The organism is Enterobacter sp. Taxon_8 (genome assembly GCF_058354585.1).
The window spans coordinates 2982544-2999113 of sequence record NZ_CM177989.1 but is presented as its reverse complement, the minus strand read 5'-3'; the positions used below and the strand labels follow the sequence as shown (position 1 = coordinate 2999113).

The window sequence follows — 16570 nt, the reverse complement described above, 5'->3', positions numbered from 1 at the left end:
GACCCGAAGCGGCGCCCTGGCGCCGCTTTTTTTTTTAAACTTAACTTGTGCTTAGGGCTGCGTTATCTTTAAACTTCTTTACATAAGGTAAGGCAACAGCTTAGCCGTCTACCTATAATGAAAGAAAGCCCCAACGTGATGGGCATGTCGTGAAAACAGGGGGCAAGGGATGTTGCTTAAGAAAGAATGTGGTCGTCAGCTGTCGGCGCTAAGTTTATGCCTGGCAGTGATGTTTGCTCCGCTGTTAACCGCCCAGGCCGACGAGCCTGAAATTGTGCCGACTGACAGCTCGGCAACGACGGGCGCGCAGCCAACGTCGTTGTCCCAGCCTCTGGACCAGTCTCCGGCAACGGCTATCATGGCCGGTATTAAGCCGCTGCCGGAAGGCATCGACGCCGAATCGCTCAGCCAGCAGCTGCAGTCGGGGCTGCCGTCCGGGTACGCGCCTGTCTATCTCAATCAGCTCACGCTCCTTTATGCTGCCCGCGATATGAAACCGATGTGGGAAAACCGCGATGCCGTTCGCGCCTTCCAGCAGCAGCTGGCGGAGGTTGCGATTGCAGGGTTTCAGCCGCAGTTTACAAAATGGGTTGAGCTGTTAACCGATCCTGCCGTCACCGGGCAGGCGCGGGACGTGGTGCTTTCCGATGCCATGATGGGCTACCTGCAGTTCGTGGCGGGTATTCCGGTCAACGGCAACCGTTGGCTTTACAGCGATAAGCCGTACAAGCTGGCGACGCCGGCACTGTCGGTGATTAACCAATGGCAGTTAGCGCTGGATAACGGCGAACTGCCGCGCTTTATCGCCAGCCTCGCACCGGCGCACCCACAATATGCCACTCTGCACCAGTCGCTCCTCGCGCTGGTGGGTGACTCGCGCCCATGGCCTCAGATGCGCGGCACCGCGACGCTGCGTCCGGGGCAGTGGAGCAGCGATGTGCCTGCTCTGCGCGAGATCCTGACTCGCTCCGGTCTTCTTGATGGCGGGCCACATATTGCGTTGCCAGGCGACGATCCGCAAAATGCGGCGGTCAGCCCGTCAGCTCCCGTGAAGGAGAAAAAAGCGATTGCCGTCAGCAATAAACCCGCAGCATACGATCGCGAGCTGGTTGCGGCAGTGAAGCAATTCCAGACCGCACAGGGGCTGGGGGCCGATGGCGTCATTGGCCAGACGACGCGAGACTGGCTGAACGTATCGCCTGCGCAGCGGGCAGGGGTGCTGGCGCTCAATATCCAGCGTTTGCGCCTGCTGCCGGGAACACTCTCTACCGGAATTATGGTTAACATTCCGGCTTATTCCCTGGTCTATTATCAGGACGGTAGCGAAAAACTGGCGTCGCGCGTGATTGTCGGACGTCCGGATCGTAAAACACCGATGATGAGCAGCGCGCTGAATAACGTGGTGGTTAACCCACCGTGGAACGTGCCGCCGACGCTGGCGAGAAAAGACATTCTGCCGAAGGTCTGGAACGATCCGGGGTATCTGGAACGTCATGGCTATACGGTGATGCGCGGATGGAACAGTAAAGAGGCCATCGATCCTTATATGGTCGACTGGTCGACAATTACGGCTTCTAATCTGCCGTTCCGTTTCCAGCAGGCACCCGGGGCGCATAACTCTTTAGGGCGCTACAAATTCAATATGCCGAGTTCAGACGCTATCTATCTGCACGATACGCCGAACCACAACCTGTTCCAGAAAGATACTCGCGCGCTGAGTTCTGGCTGCGTACGCGTGAACAAAGCCTCGGAGCTGGCCAATATGCTATTGCAGGATGCGGGCTGGAACGATACGCGCATTTCCGATGCCCTGAAGCAGGGGGATACGCGTTACGTTAATATTCGACACAACATTCCGGTCAATCTCTACTATCTGACGGCGTTTGTTGGCGAAGACGGGCGTACTCAGTACCGTACAGATATTTACAATTATGATCTCACCGCGCGATCCGGCGCACAAATTTTGCCAAAAGCGGAACAATTAATCAGGTAAATGAAGCAGTTCGGGAAAAATGATTGTCGTAAGTTAGGGTGAATAAGGGGCAATATCGCTGTAAGCCGCGTATTCACTGGGGTTGGGCGCCTTGACGTACCCGGTTTTGCCAGTTAAGGTGCCCTTCGTGCGCTAAGCATATTACGATTTCTTTTACCTGTAGACCTGATTATCATGGACAAATTTGACGCTAATCGCCGCAAACTGCTGGCGTTAGGTGGTGTTGCGCTTGGCGCAGCGGCCATCTTGCCGACGCCAGCATTTGCCACCCTCTCGACACCTCGTCCGCGAGTTTTAACGCTCAACAACCTGCATACCGGTGAGTCGCTAAAAGCGGAGTTTTTCGATGGCAGAGGCTATATTCAGGATGAATTAGCAAGACTTAACCATTTTTTCCGTGATTTCCGCGCGAATAAAATAAAAGCCATCGATCCAGGACTGTTTGATCAGCTTTTCCGCCTTCAGGGCCTGCTGGGCACCAGCAAGCCGGTTCAGCTCATTTCTGGCTATCGCTCGATTGATACCAATAATGAACTTCGCGCCCACAGTCGCGGGGTAGCGAAAAAAAGCTATCACACGAAGGGACAGGCAATGGATTTCCATATTGAAGGCGTTTCGTTAGCCAATATTCGCAAAGCTGCGTTATCTATGCGCGCAGGTGGTGTAGGATATTACCCCAGCAGCAACTTTGTGCATATTGATACCGGTCCGGTTCGGCACTGGTAATAACGAAACACAGGAGCAGTATGAACTATCGTATTATTCCGGTTACCGCGTTCTCCCAGAATTGTTCTCTCATCTGGTGCGAACAGACTAAACTGGCCGCGCTTGTCGATCCCGGCGGTGACGCTGAGAAGATCAAGCAGGAAGTCGCCGACAGCGGCGTGACGCTCATGCAGATTTTACTGACGCATGGTCACCTCGACCATGTGGGTGCAGCGGCTGAACTGGCTGAACACTACGGCGTGCCGATAGTCGGTCCGGAAAAAGAAGATGAGTTCTGGCTGCAGGGGTTACCCGCCCAAAGCCGCATGTTTGGCCTGGATGAGTGTCAACCACTGACGCCCGATCGCTGGCTGAACGAAGGAGAGCGCGTTAGCATAGGGAATGTGACTTTACAGGTGTTGCATTGTCCTGGGCATACGCCGGGCCATATCGTCTTCTTTGATGACCAGTCCCGTCTGCTGATTTCCGGCGATGTGATTTTCAAAGGTGGCGTAGGACGCAGCGATTTTCCGCGCGGTGACCACGGTCAACTGATTCAGTCGATTAAACAGAAGTTATTGCCGCTTGGTGATGATGTAACGTTTATCCCTGGACACGGTCCGATGTCGACGCTGGGCTATGAACGGCTCCATAACCCGTTCCTTCAGGATGAAATGCCTGTCTGGTAACCCGAATAAAAAAAGCCTGCATAACGCAGGCTTTTTTATGGGCGCAAATTACAGTACGGCGACAATCGCTTCGCACAGTGGCGCCATGTTGTCAGGCGTCATGCCTGCAACGTTCACGCGGCCAGAGGCCACGGCGTACACGCCGAACTCTTCACGCAGACGCAGAACCTGCTCTTTGGTCAGGCCGCTGAATGAGAACATGCCGTTCTGTTTGATGATAAAGCTGAAGTCGCGATCCGCGCCTTTCTCAGCCAGGGTGTTCACAAACAGCAGGCGCATGCGCTGGATGCGCTGACGCATATCGTTCAGCTCTTGTTCCCAGATAGCGCGCAGCGCATCGTTGCTCAGGATAGTCGCAACGACAGACGCACCGTGTGCCGGTGGGTTAGAGTAGTTAGCGCGGATAACCGATTTCATCTGGCTGAACGCACGATCGACGGTCTCTTCGTTAGCGGCAACCAGCGTACAGGCACCCACGCGCTCATTGTACAGACCGAAGTTCTTGGAATATGAGCTTGCGACAATCAGCTCCTGGTGCACGGCTGCGAACGCGCGCAGGCCTTCGGCATCTTCTTCCAGACCACGGGCGAAGCCCTGGTAGGCAAAATCAAACAGCGGCAGCCAGCCTTTCTCTACGGACAGCTTCGCCAGGTGTTGCCACTGCTCAAGCGTCGGGTCGATACCGGTTGGGTTGTGGCAGCAGCCGTGGAACAGCACCACGTCACCTGCCTGCGCCTCGCTCAGGCTCGCCAGCAGGCCGTCAAAGTCGAGAGAGTGGTTTGCCGCGTCGTAGTAGGCGTATTCACGCACTTCCAGACCCGCAGAGTTAAACACGCTCTTGTGGTTAGGCCAGCTTGGGTTGCTTACCCAAACGCGCTTAACAGAAGTGTTTTTCGCAAGGAAATCCGCCGCCACGCGCAGCGCACCGGTACCGCCTGGGGTCTGTGCTGTGCGGGCACGTTTGTCACTCACAATTGTACTGCCTTTACCGAACAGCAGCTCCTGGGTGCAGCGACCAAATTCAGGGATACCATCAATACCGAGGTAGTTTTTGGTGGTTTCGTTTTCCAGCAGATACTGCTCAGCTTTCTTAACGCTGGTCAGTACCGGAGTTTTGCCGGTTTCATCTTTATATACACCAATACCCAGGTTGATTTTGCCAGGGCGGTCGTCGGCACGAAACAGATCGGCCAGGCCCAGAATCGGGTCGGCAGGAGCGGCGGTAATGTTCTCAAACATGACGAAGTTCCATTGTGATTACAGAAGTGAAATCCGCTATCAGGTTAACGGTAGATTTACAAAATGCCAACCGTTTGCGACGAAAAGCGTGCGGCTTTTCAAAAGTCGCCATTATTTTCTGTCAGGCATAAAAAAACAGGGCCGAAGCCCTGTTCATTAAGCATATAACAAAGTGGTGTACTGATTAGAACTGGTAGGTTACGCCAACGGTAGCCTGGTTGTCAGAGCCAACCCAGCTGGTGGACGCATCTTTGTCGTCCAGCAGGTTGAAGCGGTAGTCACCGTACACGTTGAAGTTCTTGTTGAAGTAGTAAGTCGCACCAGTGGTGATGTATTTCGCCAGGTCACGGTCGCCGATGCCGTTCAGGTCTTTACCTTTGGACTGAACGTAAGAAACGGAAGGACGCAGGCCGAAGTCGAACTGGTACTGAGCGATAACTTCGAAGTTCTGAGTCTTGTTAGCAATGTTATAAACATTACCATCATCATTCGGAACATAGTTTTCGCCGCTGTTACCCAGGCGGCTCATGTTGCGAGTCTCTGCATAAACGGTCGCGAGGTAGATGTTGTTTGCGTCGTATTTCGCGCCAACAGCCCAGGATTCAGCTTTATCGCCTTTACCATCTTTTTTCTGCTCAAGCGTACGGTTAGCGGTGCTGTAGGCACCGATCAGACCGAAGCCTTCACCGAACTCGTAACCCAGTGACAGGCCAACGCCGTCGCCGTTTGCTTCATTCAGGTTTTTACGATCGTTTTTACCCTGGTATTGAACACCAAAGTTCAGACCATCAACCAGACCGAAGAAGTTGTTGTTACGGTAGGTCAGCAGGCCAGTAGAACGGCTGGTCATGTAGTTATCAACATAACCGCCACCCCAGGTTTCGCCAGAGAAGGATGGAGCCATATCGGTGTAGGATTCTACGTCATACACGATACCGTAGTTACGACCGTAGTCCAGAGAACCCGCGTCAGCGATTTTCAGGCCAGCGAAAGCCAGACGAGTTACGTTAGTCTGGTCACCTTCAGCTGCACCGGCGCGTGCACGGTATTCCCACTGGCCGTAGCCGGTCAGCTGATCATTGATCTGAGTTTCGCCTTTGAAGCCGATCTGGCCATAAGAGGAGTCAGCGTTTTTGTGTACGCCAGAAGTGGTGAAGCCGTGTTCACCCACAACTTTACCGTAGAAGTCCAGCTTGTTGCCGTTCTTGTTATAGATTTCTGCAGCGTTAGCTGCACCGGCTACCAGCAGGGCAGGGATTACCACTGCCAGAATATTGCGCTTCATCATTATTTATTACCCTCATTGGTTTTTTTATGACACTCGCCACTGCCGTCAATAAATTCTGTCAATAAATATTTCCGGAACTATTGATGAGAGTTAGGTGTCTTTATGTATCTGACAGGCATCTTTCCATTCGCCGAAGCGTTTCGCTAGCCTGAAAGTGCTACAATTCTCAAGATTGAGTAACGGAAAGAAAATATGTGTAACTAAATATGTATTTTTGGGAACTTTGTGAACCACCTCAAACTTCAGAGTGCCCTGGCGAATTAAACAACAGAGCATATCCTATATATATGAATTCCTTATGATTAATTTGGATAAAGGCAATTCATATAAACAGACGCTAAACGACCCGTTTTTTCTTATGACTCCTGAAAGCCTTCTGGATGGCTGTGAAAATGGTTGAAATTTGTGCTATTGCCCGATGGTGAAATAATCGCAATAAGAATAGGGTTTATTTTTTGTGGCTGGATGTTTCGCGGAAACAAAACGTAACAGGTAGTGGTTGTGACGGGGCGAAGGTTTAAAGACGCTGACTTTAAGCTGACGAAAACTGACAATACAGAATAAAATAATGGCCAGCATCTGCTGGCCATTTTAGTCTTTTAGCGATTAGAAGCTGGCGTTACGTGGAGTACGTGGGAACGGAATCACGTCGCGTACGTTCTGAACACCGGTCACGTAGGCAATCAGACGCTCGAAGCCCAGACCAAAACCGGCGTGCGGTACGGTACCGTAACGGCGTAGATCGCGGTACCAGCTGTAATCAGCTGGGTTGAGCCCCATCTCTTCCATACGCGCGTCCAGCACGTCAAGACGCTCTTCACGCTGAGAGCCACCGATGATTTCACCAATGCCCGGCGCCAGGACGTCCATCGCTGCCACGGTTTTACCGTCTTCGTTAAGGCGCATATAGAAGGCCTTAATGTCTTTCGGGTAGTTTTTAACGACAACCGGCGCTTTGAAATGCTTCTCGGCCAGATAGCGCTCGTGCTCAGACGCCAGGTCTACGCCCCAGTAAACCGGGTTCTCGAACTTCTCACCGCATTTCTCGAGGATCGCCACCGCGTCGGTGTAGTCCACCTGCGCAAAGTCGGCTGAGACAAAACGTTCCAGGCGCGCTACAGCATCGCTGTCTACGCGTTCTGCAAAGAATTTCATGTCGTCAGGACGCTCTTCCAGCACCGCTTTGAAGACGTACTTGAGCATCGCTTCCGCCAGGCCCGCAACATCGTCCAGGTCGGCGAACGCCACTTCCGGCTCCAGCATCCAGAATTCCGCCAGGTGACGGCTGGTGTTGGAGTTTTCTGCGCGGAAGGTAGGGCCGAAGGTGTAGATCTTAGACAGCGCACAGGCGTACGTTTCGCCGTTGAGCTGACCGGAAACGGTCAGGAAGGCCTCTTTACCAAAGAAGTCTTTGTCATAGTCCACTTTACCTTCCGGCGTGCGCGGCAGGTTTTCGAGATCCAGCGTTGAGACACGGAACATCTCACCGGCACCTTCTGTGTCGGACGCGGTAATCAGCGGGGTCGACACCCAGAAGTAACCCTGTTCATCGAAGAAACGATGCAGCGCCTGCGCCAGCGTATGACGCACGCGCGCCACCGCACCAATCAGGTTGGTACGCGGACGCAGGTGGGCCACTTCACGCAGATATTCGATGCTGTGACGTTTAGCCGCCATCGGATAGGTATCCGGATCTTCAACCCAGCCGGTGACTTCAATGGCAGAAGCCTGAATTTCGAAGCTCTGGCCCTGACCCGGTGATGCTACAACCACGCCGGTGACAATAACGGAACAGCCCGTTGTCAGGTGCAGAACGTCATCATTGTAATTGGGCAGAGAATTATTAATGACGGCCTGTACAGGATCAAAGCAGGAACCGTCATAGACGGCGAGGAAGGAGATGCCAGCTTTAGAATCTCGGCGGGTACGCACCCATCCGCGCACGGTGACTTCCTGGTCAACGGCGACACGGCCCTGGAGTACGTCGGCTACAGGCACAACGCTCATAATATTCTCTCTGTTAATAGTCGGAAAAAATAAACACTTGTCCACCCTTATGGGGGGATATCTATGTTACCTGCCATCCGCTATCAGACAAGTAAATTTCGCAGTCAAAAGAGAAGAATTGAGAAATAAATAAGGGAAGGGAGCCATAAAGGCTCCCATAAGCGCTTAACTGGCTTTTTTAATCAAGGGGAGATCGAACGCTTTGCGCAATGCGCGGACAAACGCTTTGTCATGGCAGATGGTTTTACCCGGACTGTCGGAGAGTTTCGCCACCGGCTTGCCGTTACATTCCACCAGCTTTATCACGATATTCAGAGGTTTTACCTGAGGAATGTCGCAGGTCAACCGGGTACCAATCCCGAAACTCAGGTTCACTCTGGTGTTGAAATGACGATAGAGTTCGACCGCTTTCGCCAGGTCGAGATTATCCGAGAAGACGAGCACTTTGCTCATCGGGTCAATGCCAAGTTTCTCGTAATGGGCAATCGCTTTCTCGCCCCACTCGATCGGATCCCCTGAATCGTGGCGTAACCCCTGATATCGCTCTGCAAATTCAGGTCCAAAGTCGCGAAGGAAGGCATCCATCGTAATGCAGTCGGTGAGGGCGATCCCGAGTTGATTCGGGTACTCCTCAAGCCATGCGGCCAGCGCCGCGCGCTGGCTGTTGGCCAGGTCAGGGCTGATCTGCTGATGCGCCTGGAACCACTCGTGCGCCTGGGTACCCATTGGCGTCAGGTTGAGGCGACGGGCCAGATCGTAGTTACTGGTGCCCACGAACCACGGCTCCTGCTGCAGACGTTTAACGATGGCCTCCTGTACGTCGCGCGAAAAACGGCGCCGCGTACCAAAGTCCATCAGGCGGAAGCGGGACATGTCCAGCCCTGCGGTCAGCGTGGAGAAGGCTGCGAGTTTGTTTTCCAGCGCGGCGACCGCCTGCTCGACGCCTTTTTCCGGCGAACGGTAGCGGTGAGCCAGTTCACTGATCACCGCCAGAAGCGGCACTTCCCACATGATCACTTCCCGCCACGGACCTTCAAGGCGAATATCCAGCTTGCCGTTATCGTTAAGCACGGTGACCTGCTCCGGCTTATAGCGGAAATCGCGCAGCCAGTTCAGGTAGTCGGCTTTGAAGAAAGGCAGGCCAGAAAGCCACTGATATTCCTCGTCCTGCAGCGTCAGATGCTGCATAGCATCGACCTGTTCACGAATGGCGTCTGCGTAGATACCGAGCAAGTCGTCGCCACGACAGCGGAATTCCGCCGCGACGTGAACGTCATAGTAGTGGTGGAAAACGGCTTGCTGCATATGCAGTTTATACGCGTCGGTATCCAGCAACGTATGCAGAACTGGAGAAGCGAATTGAGTCATAGGTGCGCAGTAGCATCCTCTCACAGGAGCGTTTAGTACAATAAACAACTCCGGAGTATACCTTGTTTAGTGATTTATTGAACCCCGATCACAACATAAGCGCGTTTTATGGTCGAGGGCATTTTGTGCCCCGTGTTATACAAATGTAGCAAAAAAAGGTTTTGCCCCTGAAAAGATGAACATTCTGCATAGCGCGATTTGCGCAACAGGAATATATTGAAACGTTACTCGACAAACGATGCATAAGGTTTTCTATGACACAACAGCCACAAGCCAAATACCGCCACGACTACCGTGCGCCGGATTACCTGATTAGCGAAATCGATCTGACTTTTGACCTGGATGCCACAAAAACCGTTGTCACGGCGGTGAGTCAAGTGACGCGCCACAGCGCAACCGCCGTTCCGCTGCGTCTGGATGGCGAAGACCTGACGCTGGTCTCCCTGCATATCAATGATGAAGCCTGGTCGGACTATAAAGAAGAAAACAACCAACTGGTCATCGACAACCTGCCGGAACAGTTTACGCTGCGCATCGTGAATGAAATCAGCCCGGCCGCCAATACCGCGCTGGAAGGGCTTTACCAGTCTGGCGTGGCGCTGTGTACCCAGTGTGAAGCGGAAGGGTTCCGCCACATTACCTGGTATCTCGATCGCCCGGACGTCCTGGCGCGCTTCACCACCAAAATCATCGCCGATAAAACCCTGTATCCCTTCCTGCTCTCCAACGGCAACCGCGTAGGTGAAGGCGAGCTGGAGAATGGCCGTCACTGGGTTCAGTGGCAGGATCCGTTCCCGAAACCGTGCTACCTGTTTGCGCTGGTGGCGGGGGACTTCGACGTGCTGCGTGACACCTTCAAAACGCGCTCAGGCCGCGAGGTGGCGCTGGAGCTGTTCGTAGACCGCGGTAACCTTGACCGCGCGCCGTGGGCGATGACCTCGCTCATCAACTCCATGAAGTGGGACGAAGAGCGCTTCGGCCTCGAATATGACCTCGACATCTATATGATCGTCGCCGTTGATTTCTTCAACATGGGCGCAATGGAGAATAAAGGCCTCAACGTCTTTAACTCCAAATACGTGCTGGCGCGCACCGATACCGCTACCGATAAAGATTATCTCGATATCGAACGCGTCATCGGCCACGAATATTTCCACAACTGGACCGGTAACCGCGTCACCTGTCGCGACTGGTTCCAGCTGAGCCTGAAAGAGGGCCTGACCGTCTTCCGCGATCAGGAGTTCAGCTCCGATCTGGGTTCACGCGCGGTGAACCGCATCAACAACGTGCGTACCATGCGCGGCCTGCAGTTTGCAGAAGATGCCAGCCCAATGGCGCATCCGATCCGCCCGGATAAAGTCATTGAGATGAACAACTTCTACACCCTGACGGTGTACGAAAAAGGCGCAGAAATTATCCGCATGATCCATACCCTGCTGGGTGAAGAGAACTTCCAGAAAGGGATGCAGCTCTACTTCGAGCGTCATGACGGCAGCGCGGCCACCTGCGACGATTTCGTGCAGGCGATGGAAGATGCCTCTAATGTCGATCTTTCCCACTTCCGCCGCTGGTACAGCCAGGCCGGTACGCCAATTGTTACCGTCAAAGACGACTACAATCCGGAAACCGAGCAGTACACGCTGACCATCAGTCAGCGCACGCCGCCGACGGCAGAGCAGGAAGAGAAATACCCGCTGCATATTCCGTTCAGCATTGAGCTGTACGATAACGAAGGCAAAGTCATCCCACTGCAGAAGGGCGGCCACCCGGTACACCACGTATTGAACGTGACCCAGGCCGAGCAGACCTTTATCTTTGATAACGTCTACTTCCAGCCGGTGCCTGCTCTGCTCTGCGAATTCTCCGCGCCGGTGAAGCTGGAGTACAAGTGGAGCGATCAGCAGTTGACGTTCCTGATGCGTCACGCGCGCAACGATTTCTCCCGCTGGGATGCGGCGCAAAGCCTGCTGGCGACCTACATCAAGATCAACGTAAACCGTCACCAGCAGGGCCAGCCGCTGTCGCTGCCTGTGCACGTGGCTGACGCGTTCCGCGCGATCCTGCTGGATGAGAAGATTGACCCGGCGCTCGCCGCTGAAATTCTGACCCTGCCGTCAGCAACGGAAATCGCCGAGTTGTTCGAGATTATCGATCCGATCGCGATCGTGGCGGTGCGTGAAGCGCTGACCCGTACGCTGGCTGCTGAGCTGGCGGACGAGTTCCTCGCCATTTATAACGCCAACAAGCTTGATGCTTATCGCGTTGAGCACGCGGACATTGGTAAACGTTCTCTGCGTAATACCTGTCTGCGCTACCTGGCGTTTGGTGAAACCGAGCTGGCGAACACCCTTGTGAGCAAGCAGTATCATGAAGCGGATAACATGACCGACGCGCTGGCCGCGCTGGGTGCAAGCGTTGCCGCTGAGCTGCCGTGCCGCGACGCGCTGATGCAGGAGTACGACGACAAGTGGCATCAGGATGGCCTGGTGATGGACAAGTGGTTCATCCTGCAGGCGACCAGCCCGGCGGCCGATGCGCTCAGCAACGTGCGCAGCCTTCTGAAGCATCGTTCCTTTACACTGAGCAACCCAAACCGCGTGCGTTCGCTGATTGGCGCGTTTGCCAGCAGCAACCCGGCCGCGTTCCACGCCGAAGACGGCAGCGGTTATCAGTTCATGGTGGAAATGCTGACCGAGCTGAACAGCCGTAACCCGCAGGTGGCGTCGCGCCTGATTGAGCCGCTGATCCGTCTGAAACGCTACGATGCGAAGCGTCAGGCGAAAATGCGTGCCGCGCTTGAGCAGCTGAAAGGGCTGGAAAACCTGTCTGGCGATCTGTACGAGAAGATTGCTAAAGCCTTAGCGTAATAAAAGTTAACCCGGCCCTCTCCCTGTGGGAGAGGGCCGGGGTGAGGGCATCAGGCATTAGCCTTAGCTCGCTGTAACTCCGTACCTCCACGCTTCATCACCCGATCCAGCACTTCCGCTTCCAGCTCCGCCAGTCTTGCCGAGCCCACGCGACGAGGCCGCGGAAGATCTACCGTCAGATCCAGACCTATTTTGCCATCTTCTATTAACAGCACCCGGTCGGCCATTGCGACGGCTTCGCTCACGTCATGCGTCACCAGCAGTACCGTAAAGCCGTGTGCCTGCCAGAGAGATCCAATCAAATCCTGCATTTCGATTCGCGTCAGGGCGTCGAGCGCGCCCAGCGGTTCATCAAGCAACAGCAGGCCCGGACGGTGAATTAACGCGCGCGCCAGCGCCACGCGCTGCTTCTGCCCACCCGAAAGGGCTGCAGGCCATTCATCGGCTCGATTTTCCAGCCCAACGGCGGCCAGCGCCTGGCGGGCTTCATCCCGCCAGTTGCCCTTAAGACCGAGCCCGACATTATCGATAACCGATTTCCACGGCAGCAGGCGCGCGTCCTGGAACATCATGCGGGTATCGTCCTGGATATTCGAAAGCGGCGTTGTCCCTGCCAGAATATCGCCGCCGTTGGGGGCTTCCAGTCCGGCCAGAAGCCGTAGCAGGGTACTCTTTCCGCCGCCGCTGCGCCCGACAACTGCCACAAACTGTCCGGCGGGAATATGCAGATCCAGCCCGTTAAGAATGGTGTTATCGCCGTAGCGTTTGGTGACGCCGTTCAGCAGTAGCGGTGTCCCCTGATTCAGTCGTGCAGTATTCATGCTTTCGCCTCCTGAAGGGTATAGGCCGGGTTCCAGCGCAGCCAGCTGCGCTCCAGCCACTGGGCGCTAACGTCAGCGAGTTTGCCGAGCAGGGCATAAAGGATAATGGCAACCACCACCACGTCCGTTTGCAGGAATTCGCGGGCGTTCATCGCCAGGTAGCCAATCCCGGAGTTGGCCGAGATGGTTTCCGCCACAATCAGCGTTAGCCACATCAGGCCGAGCGCGAAACGCACCCCGACCATAATGGAGGGCAGGGCGCCCGGCAGGATCACGTGAATAAACAGGGAAAAACCGGACAAGCCGTAGCTGCGTGCCATCTCGACCAGACCGCGATCGATATTGCGGATGCCGTGCCAGGTGTTGATGTAAATGGGGAAAAGCGTGCCCAGCGCCACGAGGAAAATCTTGGCGCTCTCATCAATCCCAAACCACAGGATGACCAGCGGGATCAGCGCCAGATGCGGCACGTTGCGCAGCATCTGGATGGAGGTATCCAGCAGCCGCTCGCCCCAGCGTGAAAGACCGCTGATCAGGCCCAGAACCAGACCGATGCTGCCGCCGATGGAAAACCCGATCGCCGCGCGCCAGGAGCTGATCGCCAGGTGCTGCCACAGCTCACCGCTGACGCTCAGCGACCAGAACGCTTCTACAACACCCTCCGGAGAGGGCAGAATGCGGCTCGACAGCCAGCCGGTGGACGACGCGAGCTGCCAGAGAGCCACAATGCCGACGGGTAAAAACCACGGCGCGGCGCGCAGCAGCCATTTTTGTGAGGTGGCAGACATGGTCGCTCCTTAGCTCTGTGCGGCTTTACGTGGAATGAATTCGTTCGCCACGGCTTCGCCCTGCAGCTGGAGCTGCTGCGGCTGCGGAATTTCCGGAATGGCGACATCCAGGTGCGGGAATAACAGCTCGCCCACCTTGTAGGCCTCTTCCAGGTGCGGATAACCGGAGAGAATGAAGCTGTCGATACCCAGCTTGGCGTATTCGTTGATGCGCGCGGCCACGGTCGGTCCGTCGCCGACCAGCGCCGTGCCCGCACCGCCGCGCACCAGACCAACGCCCGCCCACAGGTTCGGGCTGATCTCCAGATTCTCGCGCTTGCCGTTGTGCAGGGATGCCATCCGGTGCTGCCCGACGGAGTCGGTTTTGGCAAATGCGGCCTGGGCTCTGGCGATCGTTTCATCATCCAGATGCGAGATCAGGCGGTCCGCCGCCTGCCAGGCTTCTTCACTGGTTTCGCGCACAATCACATGCAGGCGAATGCCGAAGCGCACCTTGCGGCCATGGGCGGCCGCCTTAGCGCGGACCTGGGCAATTTTTTCTTTCACCAACTCAGGCGGTTCGCCCCAGGTCAGATAGAGATCGACCTGTTCTGCCGCCAGATCCTGGGCTACATCCGACGATCCGCCAAAATAGAGCGGCGGTCGCGGCTGCTGTACCGGCGGGAAGTAGAGTTTCGCGTCACGAACGTGGATATGCTTGCCTTTGAAGGTAACGGTTTCACCTTCCAGCAGGCGTCGCCAGACGCGGGTGAACTCGGCGGAAGCTTCATAGCGTTCGGTATGGTCAAGGAACACCCCATCGCCTGCCAGCTCCTGCGGATCGCTGCCCGTCACCAGGTTAAACAGGGCGCGGCCGTTGGATAGTCTGTCCAGCGTTGCCGCCTGACGTGCCGCCACGGTAGGGGAGACGACGCTAGGACGTAACGCAACCAGGAACTTCAGACGCTGGGTGACCGGAATCATTGATGCGGCGACCAGCCAGGCATCTTCACATGAACGTCCGGTCGGGATGAGCACCCCAGTGAAACCGATTCGGTCCGCCGCCTGCGCAATCTGCTGCAGGTAGCCGTGGTCAACCGGGCGCGAGCCCTCTTCTGTACCAAGATAGTGTCCATCACCGTGGGTGGGTAAAAACCAGAAAAGATTCAGACTCATGATTTAGCTCCTTCTTTGCCTGCAGGCTGCCAGATGCGTTCGCGAATAGTGACCTGTTTTGGCACGAGGTGGTTTTGATAGAAAAGGTCAGCCGTTTGTTGCTGAAGCGCGGCGACGTGTGCGTCCACCGGGGTAATGGTGGTCGGCGGACGGTGGTTGAGATAGCTCGCGATCACCGGCTCAGGTAAGCCCATGGTTTTCGCCAGCAGGGAAATGCTCTCCTGACGCTGGGTCTGGGTCAGGGCATCGGCCTGGGTAAAGGTATCCAGCACGCCCTGAATAAATGCGCCGTTCTTTTCCGCATAAGGACGCGCGGCCAGATAGAACGAGCCGGTCTGCTTCAGCGTGGTACCGTCTTTCAGCACGCGAACGCCGCCCTGCAGCAATGCGGCGGAGTAGTACGGGTCCCAGATGGCCCAGGCATCAACGTTCTTCTGCTGGAACGCGGCGCGCGCGTCAGCGGGAGTCAGGTAGACGGGCTGAATGTCGGTGAACTTGAGTCCGGCCTCTTGCAGAGCTCGCAGCAAAAGGTTGTGTGAGCTGGAACCTTTCTGGAAAGCAACTTTATGTCCTCTAAGGTCGGCGACGCTTTTAATGTCGCTGTTTTCAGGCACCAGGATCACCTCGGCCTTCGGCTTGGGCGGCTCAACGCCTACATAGACGAGGTCCGCTCCCGCGGCCTGGGCGAAAATGGGCGGAATATCGCCAGTGCTGCCGAGATCGATACTGCCGACGTTCAGGGCCTCCAGCATCTGCGGGCCGGCAGGGAACTCCACCCAGGAGAATTTAGTATCCGGGAAGCGTTTTTCCAGAAGCTGGTGGCTTTTCGCCAGCACCATGCTGACGCTGCCTTTCTGATACCCGATGCGTAAACTTTCCGGAGCTGTTTCTGCGGCATGGGCCAGCGAGGTAAGGGCCATCAGACCTGCCAGACCGATACGGGTGAACGTTTTAAACATGTGCGACTCCTTGAGGCTGACCAAACGCCGGGGCCTGGATATCTCTGCGGTGAAGGGCATGCCAGAACGTTTCCAGAGCGTTATCGAGGCGGGTTTGCAGGTTGGGCGTAAAGTGTGGTTTGTGTTGATAGTCAATGACCTGCGAGTCATCGGCGAAAACCCCGTGGAGGATCTCCTGCGCTTTCAGCGCGTTCAGTACCGGCTTCAGGGCGTAATCCACGGCCAGTAAATGGGCAACCGTACCGCCCGTTGCCAGCGGCAGCACGACTTTGCCGTCCAGGGCGCGTTCCGGAAGCAGATCGAGCAGGGTTTTCAGCGCGCCGGAAAAAGAGGCTTTATAAATGGGCGTTGCCACTATTAAGCCGTCAGCGCCGTTAAGCTGCTCGATGAGCGTTTTCAGCGCAGGGCTGTCAAAACGGGCATAAAGCAGATCTTCAGGTTCGAAGTTATGCAGGTTCCAGTGGCACACTTCCACATCCAGAGCATTGAGTTTTTCGCGGGCATATTCCAGCAGGGCGCTGGAGCGCGATGGGAATCGTGGACTTCCGGCCAGGGTAATGACGCGCATACTTCCTCCTTATAACTAATTGTTTGCTTTTATCTAACATTCATAACAATTTTCAGGAGTGTGACACCGCACGGTTATTCCACTAAATGATTTATCTGCAATTAAAATGCGAAAAAGTGCATA

Annotated in this window: 13 protein-coding genes; 4 read left to right on the top strand and 9 right to left on the bottom strand. The window is 55.4% G+C overall.

All coding sequences use genetic code 11. From position 1 onward, the window contains the following. Nucleotides 1-169: 169 nt before the first annotated feature. The 3 genes from ldtD to AC4IBF_RS14350 all read left to right on the top strand — a co-directional run bounded on the left by ldtD (nucleotide 170) and on the right by AC4IBF_RS14350 (nucleotide 3387). A complete protein-coding gene (ldtD, locus tag AC4IBF_RS14360; RefSeq protein WP_143344893.1) occupies nucleotides 170-1993 on the top strand; it encodes a L,D-transpeptidase in 1824 nt (607 codons plus the stop codon). 174 nt (nucleotides 1994-2167) lie between these two features. Beyond that, nucleotides 2168-2719, top strand: a complete 552-nt coding sequence (gene mepK, locus AC4IBF_RS14355) for a peptidoglycan L,D-endopeptidase MepK (RefSeq protein ID WP_032639289.1) — start codon at nucleotides 2168-2170, stop codon at nucleotides 2717-2719. Nucleotides 2720-2739: 20 nt separating this feature from the next. Continuing rightward, nucleotides 2740-3387 (top strand): MBL fold metallo-hydrolase, encoded by a 648-nt coding sequence (locus AC4IBF_RS14350; protein WP_008499950.1) that lies wholly within the window; start codon nucleotides 2740-2742, stop codon nucleotides 3385-3387. A 48-nt stretch (nucleotides 3388-3435) separates the two neighbouring features. Here AC4IBF_RS14350 and aspC read toward each other — a convergent pair whose 3' ends face one another. The 4 genes from aspC to pncB form a co-directional block, all read right to left on the bottom strand. Continuing rightward, the gene (aspC, locus tag AC4IBF_RS14345) at nucleotides 3436-4626 is read right to left on the bottom strand and encodes an aspartate transaminase (RefSeq protein WP_143344894.1); all 1191 of its coding nucleotides are present in this window, start codon (nucleotides 4624-4626) and stop codon (nucleotides 3436-3438) included. Between the two features lie 184 nt (nucleotides 4627-4810). Next, nucleotides 4811-5914 (bottom strand): porin, encoded by a 1104-nt coding sequence (locus AC4IBF_RS14340; protein WP_047651295.1) that lies wholly within the window; start codon nucleotides 5912-5914, stop codon nucleotides 4811-4813. Nucleotides 5915-6520: 606 nt separating this feature from the next. Continuing rightward, nucleotides 6521-7921, bottom strand: coding sequence for an asparagine--tRNA ligase (gene asnS / locus AC4IBF_RS14335; protein WP_111964555.1), 1401 nt, complete (start codon nucleotides 7919-7921; stop codon nucleotides 6521-6523). A 165-nt stretch (nucleotides 7922-8086) separates the two neighbouring features. Continuing rightward, nucleotides 8087-9289 carry a nicotinate phosphoribosyltransferase gene (gene pncB / locus AC4IBF_RS14330; protein WP_133294106.1) on the bottom strand — a complete coding sequence of 401 codons (1203 nt, stop codon included), beginning with the start codon at nucleotides 9287-9289 and terminating at the stop codon, nucleotides 8087-8089. 254 nt (nucleotides 9290-9543) lie between these two features. On the opposite strand from pncB, the gene pepN reads away from it, so the two are divergent. Then, nucleotides 9544-12156, top strand: coding sequence for an aminopeptidase N (gene pepN / locus AC4IBF_RS14325; protein ID WP_115874643.1), 2613 nt, complete (start codon nucleotides 9544-9546; stop codon nucleotides 12154-12156). Between the two features lie 50 nt (nucleotides 12157-12206). Here the strand turns inward: pepN and ssuB are convergent, their stop codons facing one another. Genes ssuB through ssuE form a run of 5 tightly spaced genes read right to left on the bottom strand, consistent with a single transcriptional unit; the run spans nucleotide 12207 to nucleotide 16447 of the window. Beyond that, nucleotides 12207-12977 carry an aliphatic sulfonates ABC transporter ATP-binding protein gene (gene ssuB / locus AC4IBF_RS14320; RefSeq protein ID WP_133294108.1) on the bottom strand — a complete coding sequence of 257 codons (771 nt, stop codon included), beginning with the start codon at nucleotides 12975-12977 and terminating at the stop codon, nucleotides 12207-12209. Beyond that, entirely contained in the window at nucleotides 12974-13765 is a 792-nt protein-coding gene (ssuC, locus tag AC4IBF_RS14315; RefSeq protein ID WP_115874645.1) for an aliphatic sulfonate ABC transporter permease SsuC, read from the bottom strand. The genes ssuB and ssuC overlap by 4 nt, the downstream gene beginning before the upstream one ends. A gap of 9 nt (nucleotides 13766-13774) precedes the next feature. Beyond that, complete coding sequence (gene ssuD / locus AC4IBF_RS14310; RefSeq protein WP_252092707.1) at nucleotides 13775-14920, bottom strand: FMNH2-dependent alkanesulfonate monooxygenase; 1146 nt, start codon at nucleotides 14918-14920, stop codon at nucleotides 13775-13777. Continuing rightward, on the bottom strand, nucleotides 14917-15879 hold the full coding sequence (locus AC4IBF_RS14305) for a sulfonate ABC transporter substrate-binding protein (protein ID WP_136194627.1): 963 nt from the start codon (nucleotides 15877-15879) through the stop codon (nucleotides 14917-14919). The genes ssuD and AC4IBF_RS14305 overlap by 4 nt, the downstream gene beginning before the upstream one ends. Then, complete coding sequence (gene ssuE / locus AC4IBF_RS14300; protein ID WP_008499940.1) at nucleotides 15872-16447, bottom strand: NADPH-dependent FMN reductase; 576 nt, start codon at nucleotides 16445-16447, stop codon at nucleotides 15872-15874. The genes AC4IBF_RS14305 and ssuE overlap by 8 nt, the downstream gene beginning before the upstream one ends. Between the last annotated feature and the right edge of the window lie 123 nt (nucleotides 16448-16570).

What these genes read in the sequence shown, in the direction of transcription:
- ldtD (WP_143344893.1), top strand. Translation starts at nt 170, where the DNA reads ATGTTGCTTAAGAAAGAATGTGGTCGTCAGCTGTCGGCGCTAAGTTTA.
- mepK (WP_032639289.1), top strand. Translation starts at nt 2,168, where the DNA reads ATGGACAAATTTGACGCTAATCGCCGCAAACTGCTGGCGTTAGGTGGT.
- AC4IBF_RS14350 (WP_008499950.1), top strand. Translation starts at nt 2,740, where the DNA reads ATGAACTATCGTATTATTCCGGTTACCGCGTTCTCCCAGAATTGTTCT.
- aspC (WP_143344894.1), bottom strand. Translation starts at nt 4,626, where the DNA reads ATGTTTGAGAACATTACCGCCGCTCCTGCCGACCCGATTCTGGGCCTG.
- AC4IBF_RS14340 (WP_047651295.1), bottom strand. Translation starts at nt 5,914, where the DNA reads ATGATGAAGCGCAATATTCTGGCAGTGGTAATCCCTGCCCTGCTGGTA.
- asnS (WP_111964555.1), bottom strand. Translation starts at nt 7,921, where the DNA reads ATGAGCGTTGTGCCTGTAGCCGACGTACTCCAGGGCCGTGTCGCCGTT.
- pncB (WP_133294106.1), bottom strand. Translation starts at nt 9,289, where the DNA reads ATGACTCAATTCGCTTCTCCAGTTCTGCATACGTTGCTGGATACCGAC.
- pepN (WP_115874643.1), top strand. Translation starts at nt 9,544, where the DNA reads ATGACACAACAGCCACAAGCCAAATACCGCCACGACTACCGTGCGCCG.
- ssuB (WP_133294108.1), bottom strand. Translation starts at nt 12,977, where the DNA reads ATGAATACTGCACGACTGAATCAGGGGACACCGCTACTGCTGAACGGC.
- ssuC (WP_115874645.1), bottom strand. Translation starts at nt 13,765, where the DNA reads ATGTCTGCCACCTCACAAAAATGGCTGCTGCGCGCCGCGCCGTGGTTT.
- ssuD (WP_252092707.1), bottom strand. Translation starts at nt 14,920, where the DNA reads ATGAGTCTGAATCTTTTCTGGTTTTTACCCACCCACGGTGATGGACAC.
- AC4IBF_RS14305 (WP_136194627.1), bottom strand. Translation starts at nt 15,879, where the DNA reads ATGTTTAAAACGTTCACCCGTATCGGTCTGGCAGGTCTGATGGCCCTT.
- ssuE (WP_008499940.1), bottom strand. Translation starts at nt 16,447, where the DNA reads ATGCGCGTCATTACCCTGGCCGGAAGTCCACGATTCCCATCGCGCTCC.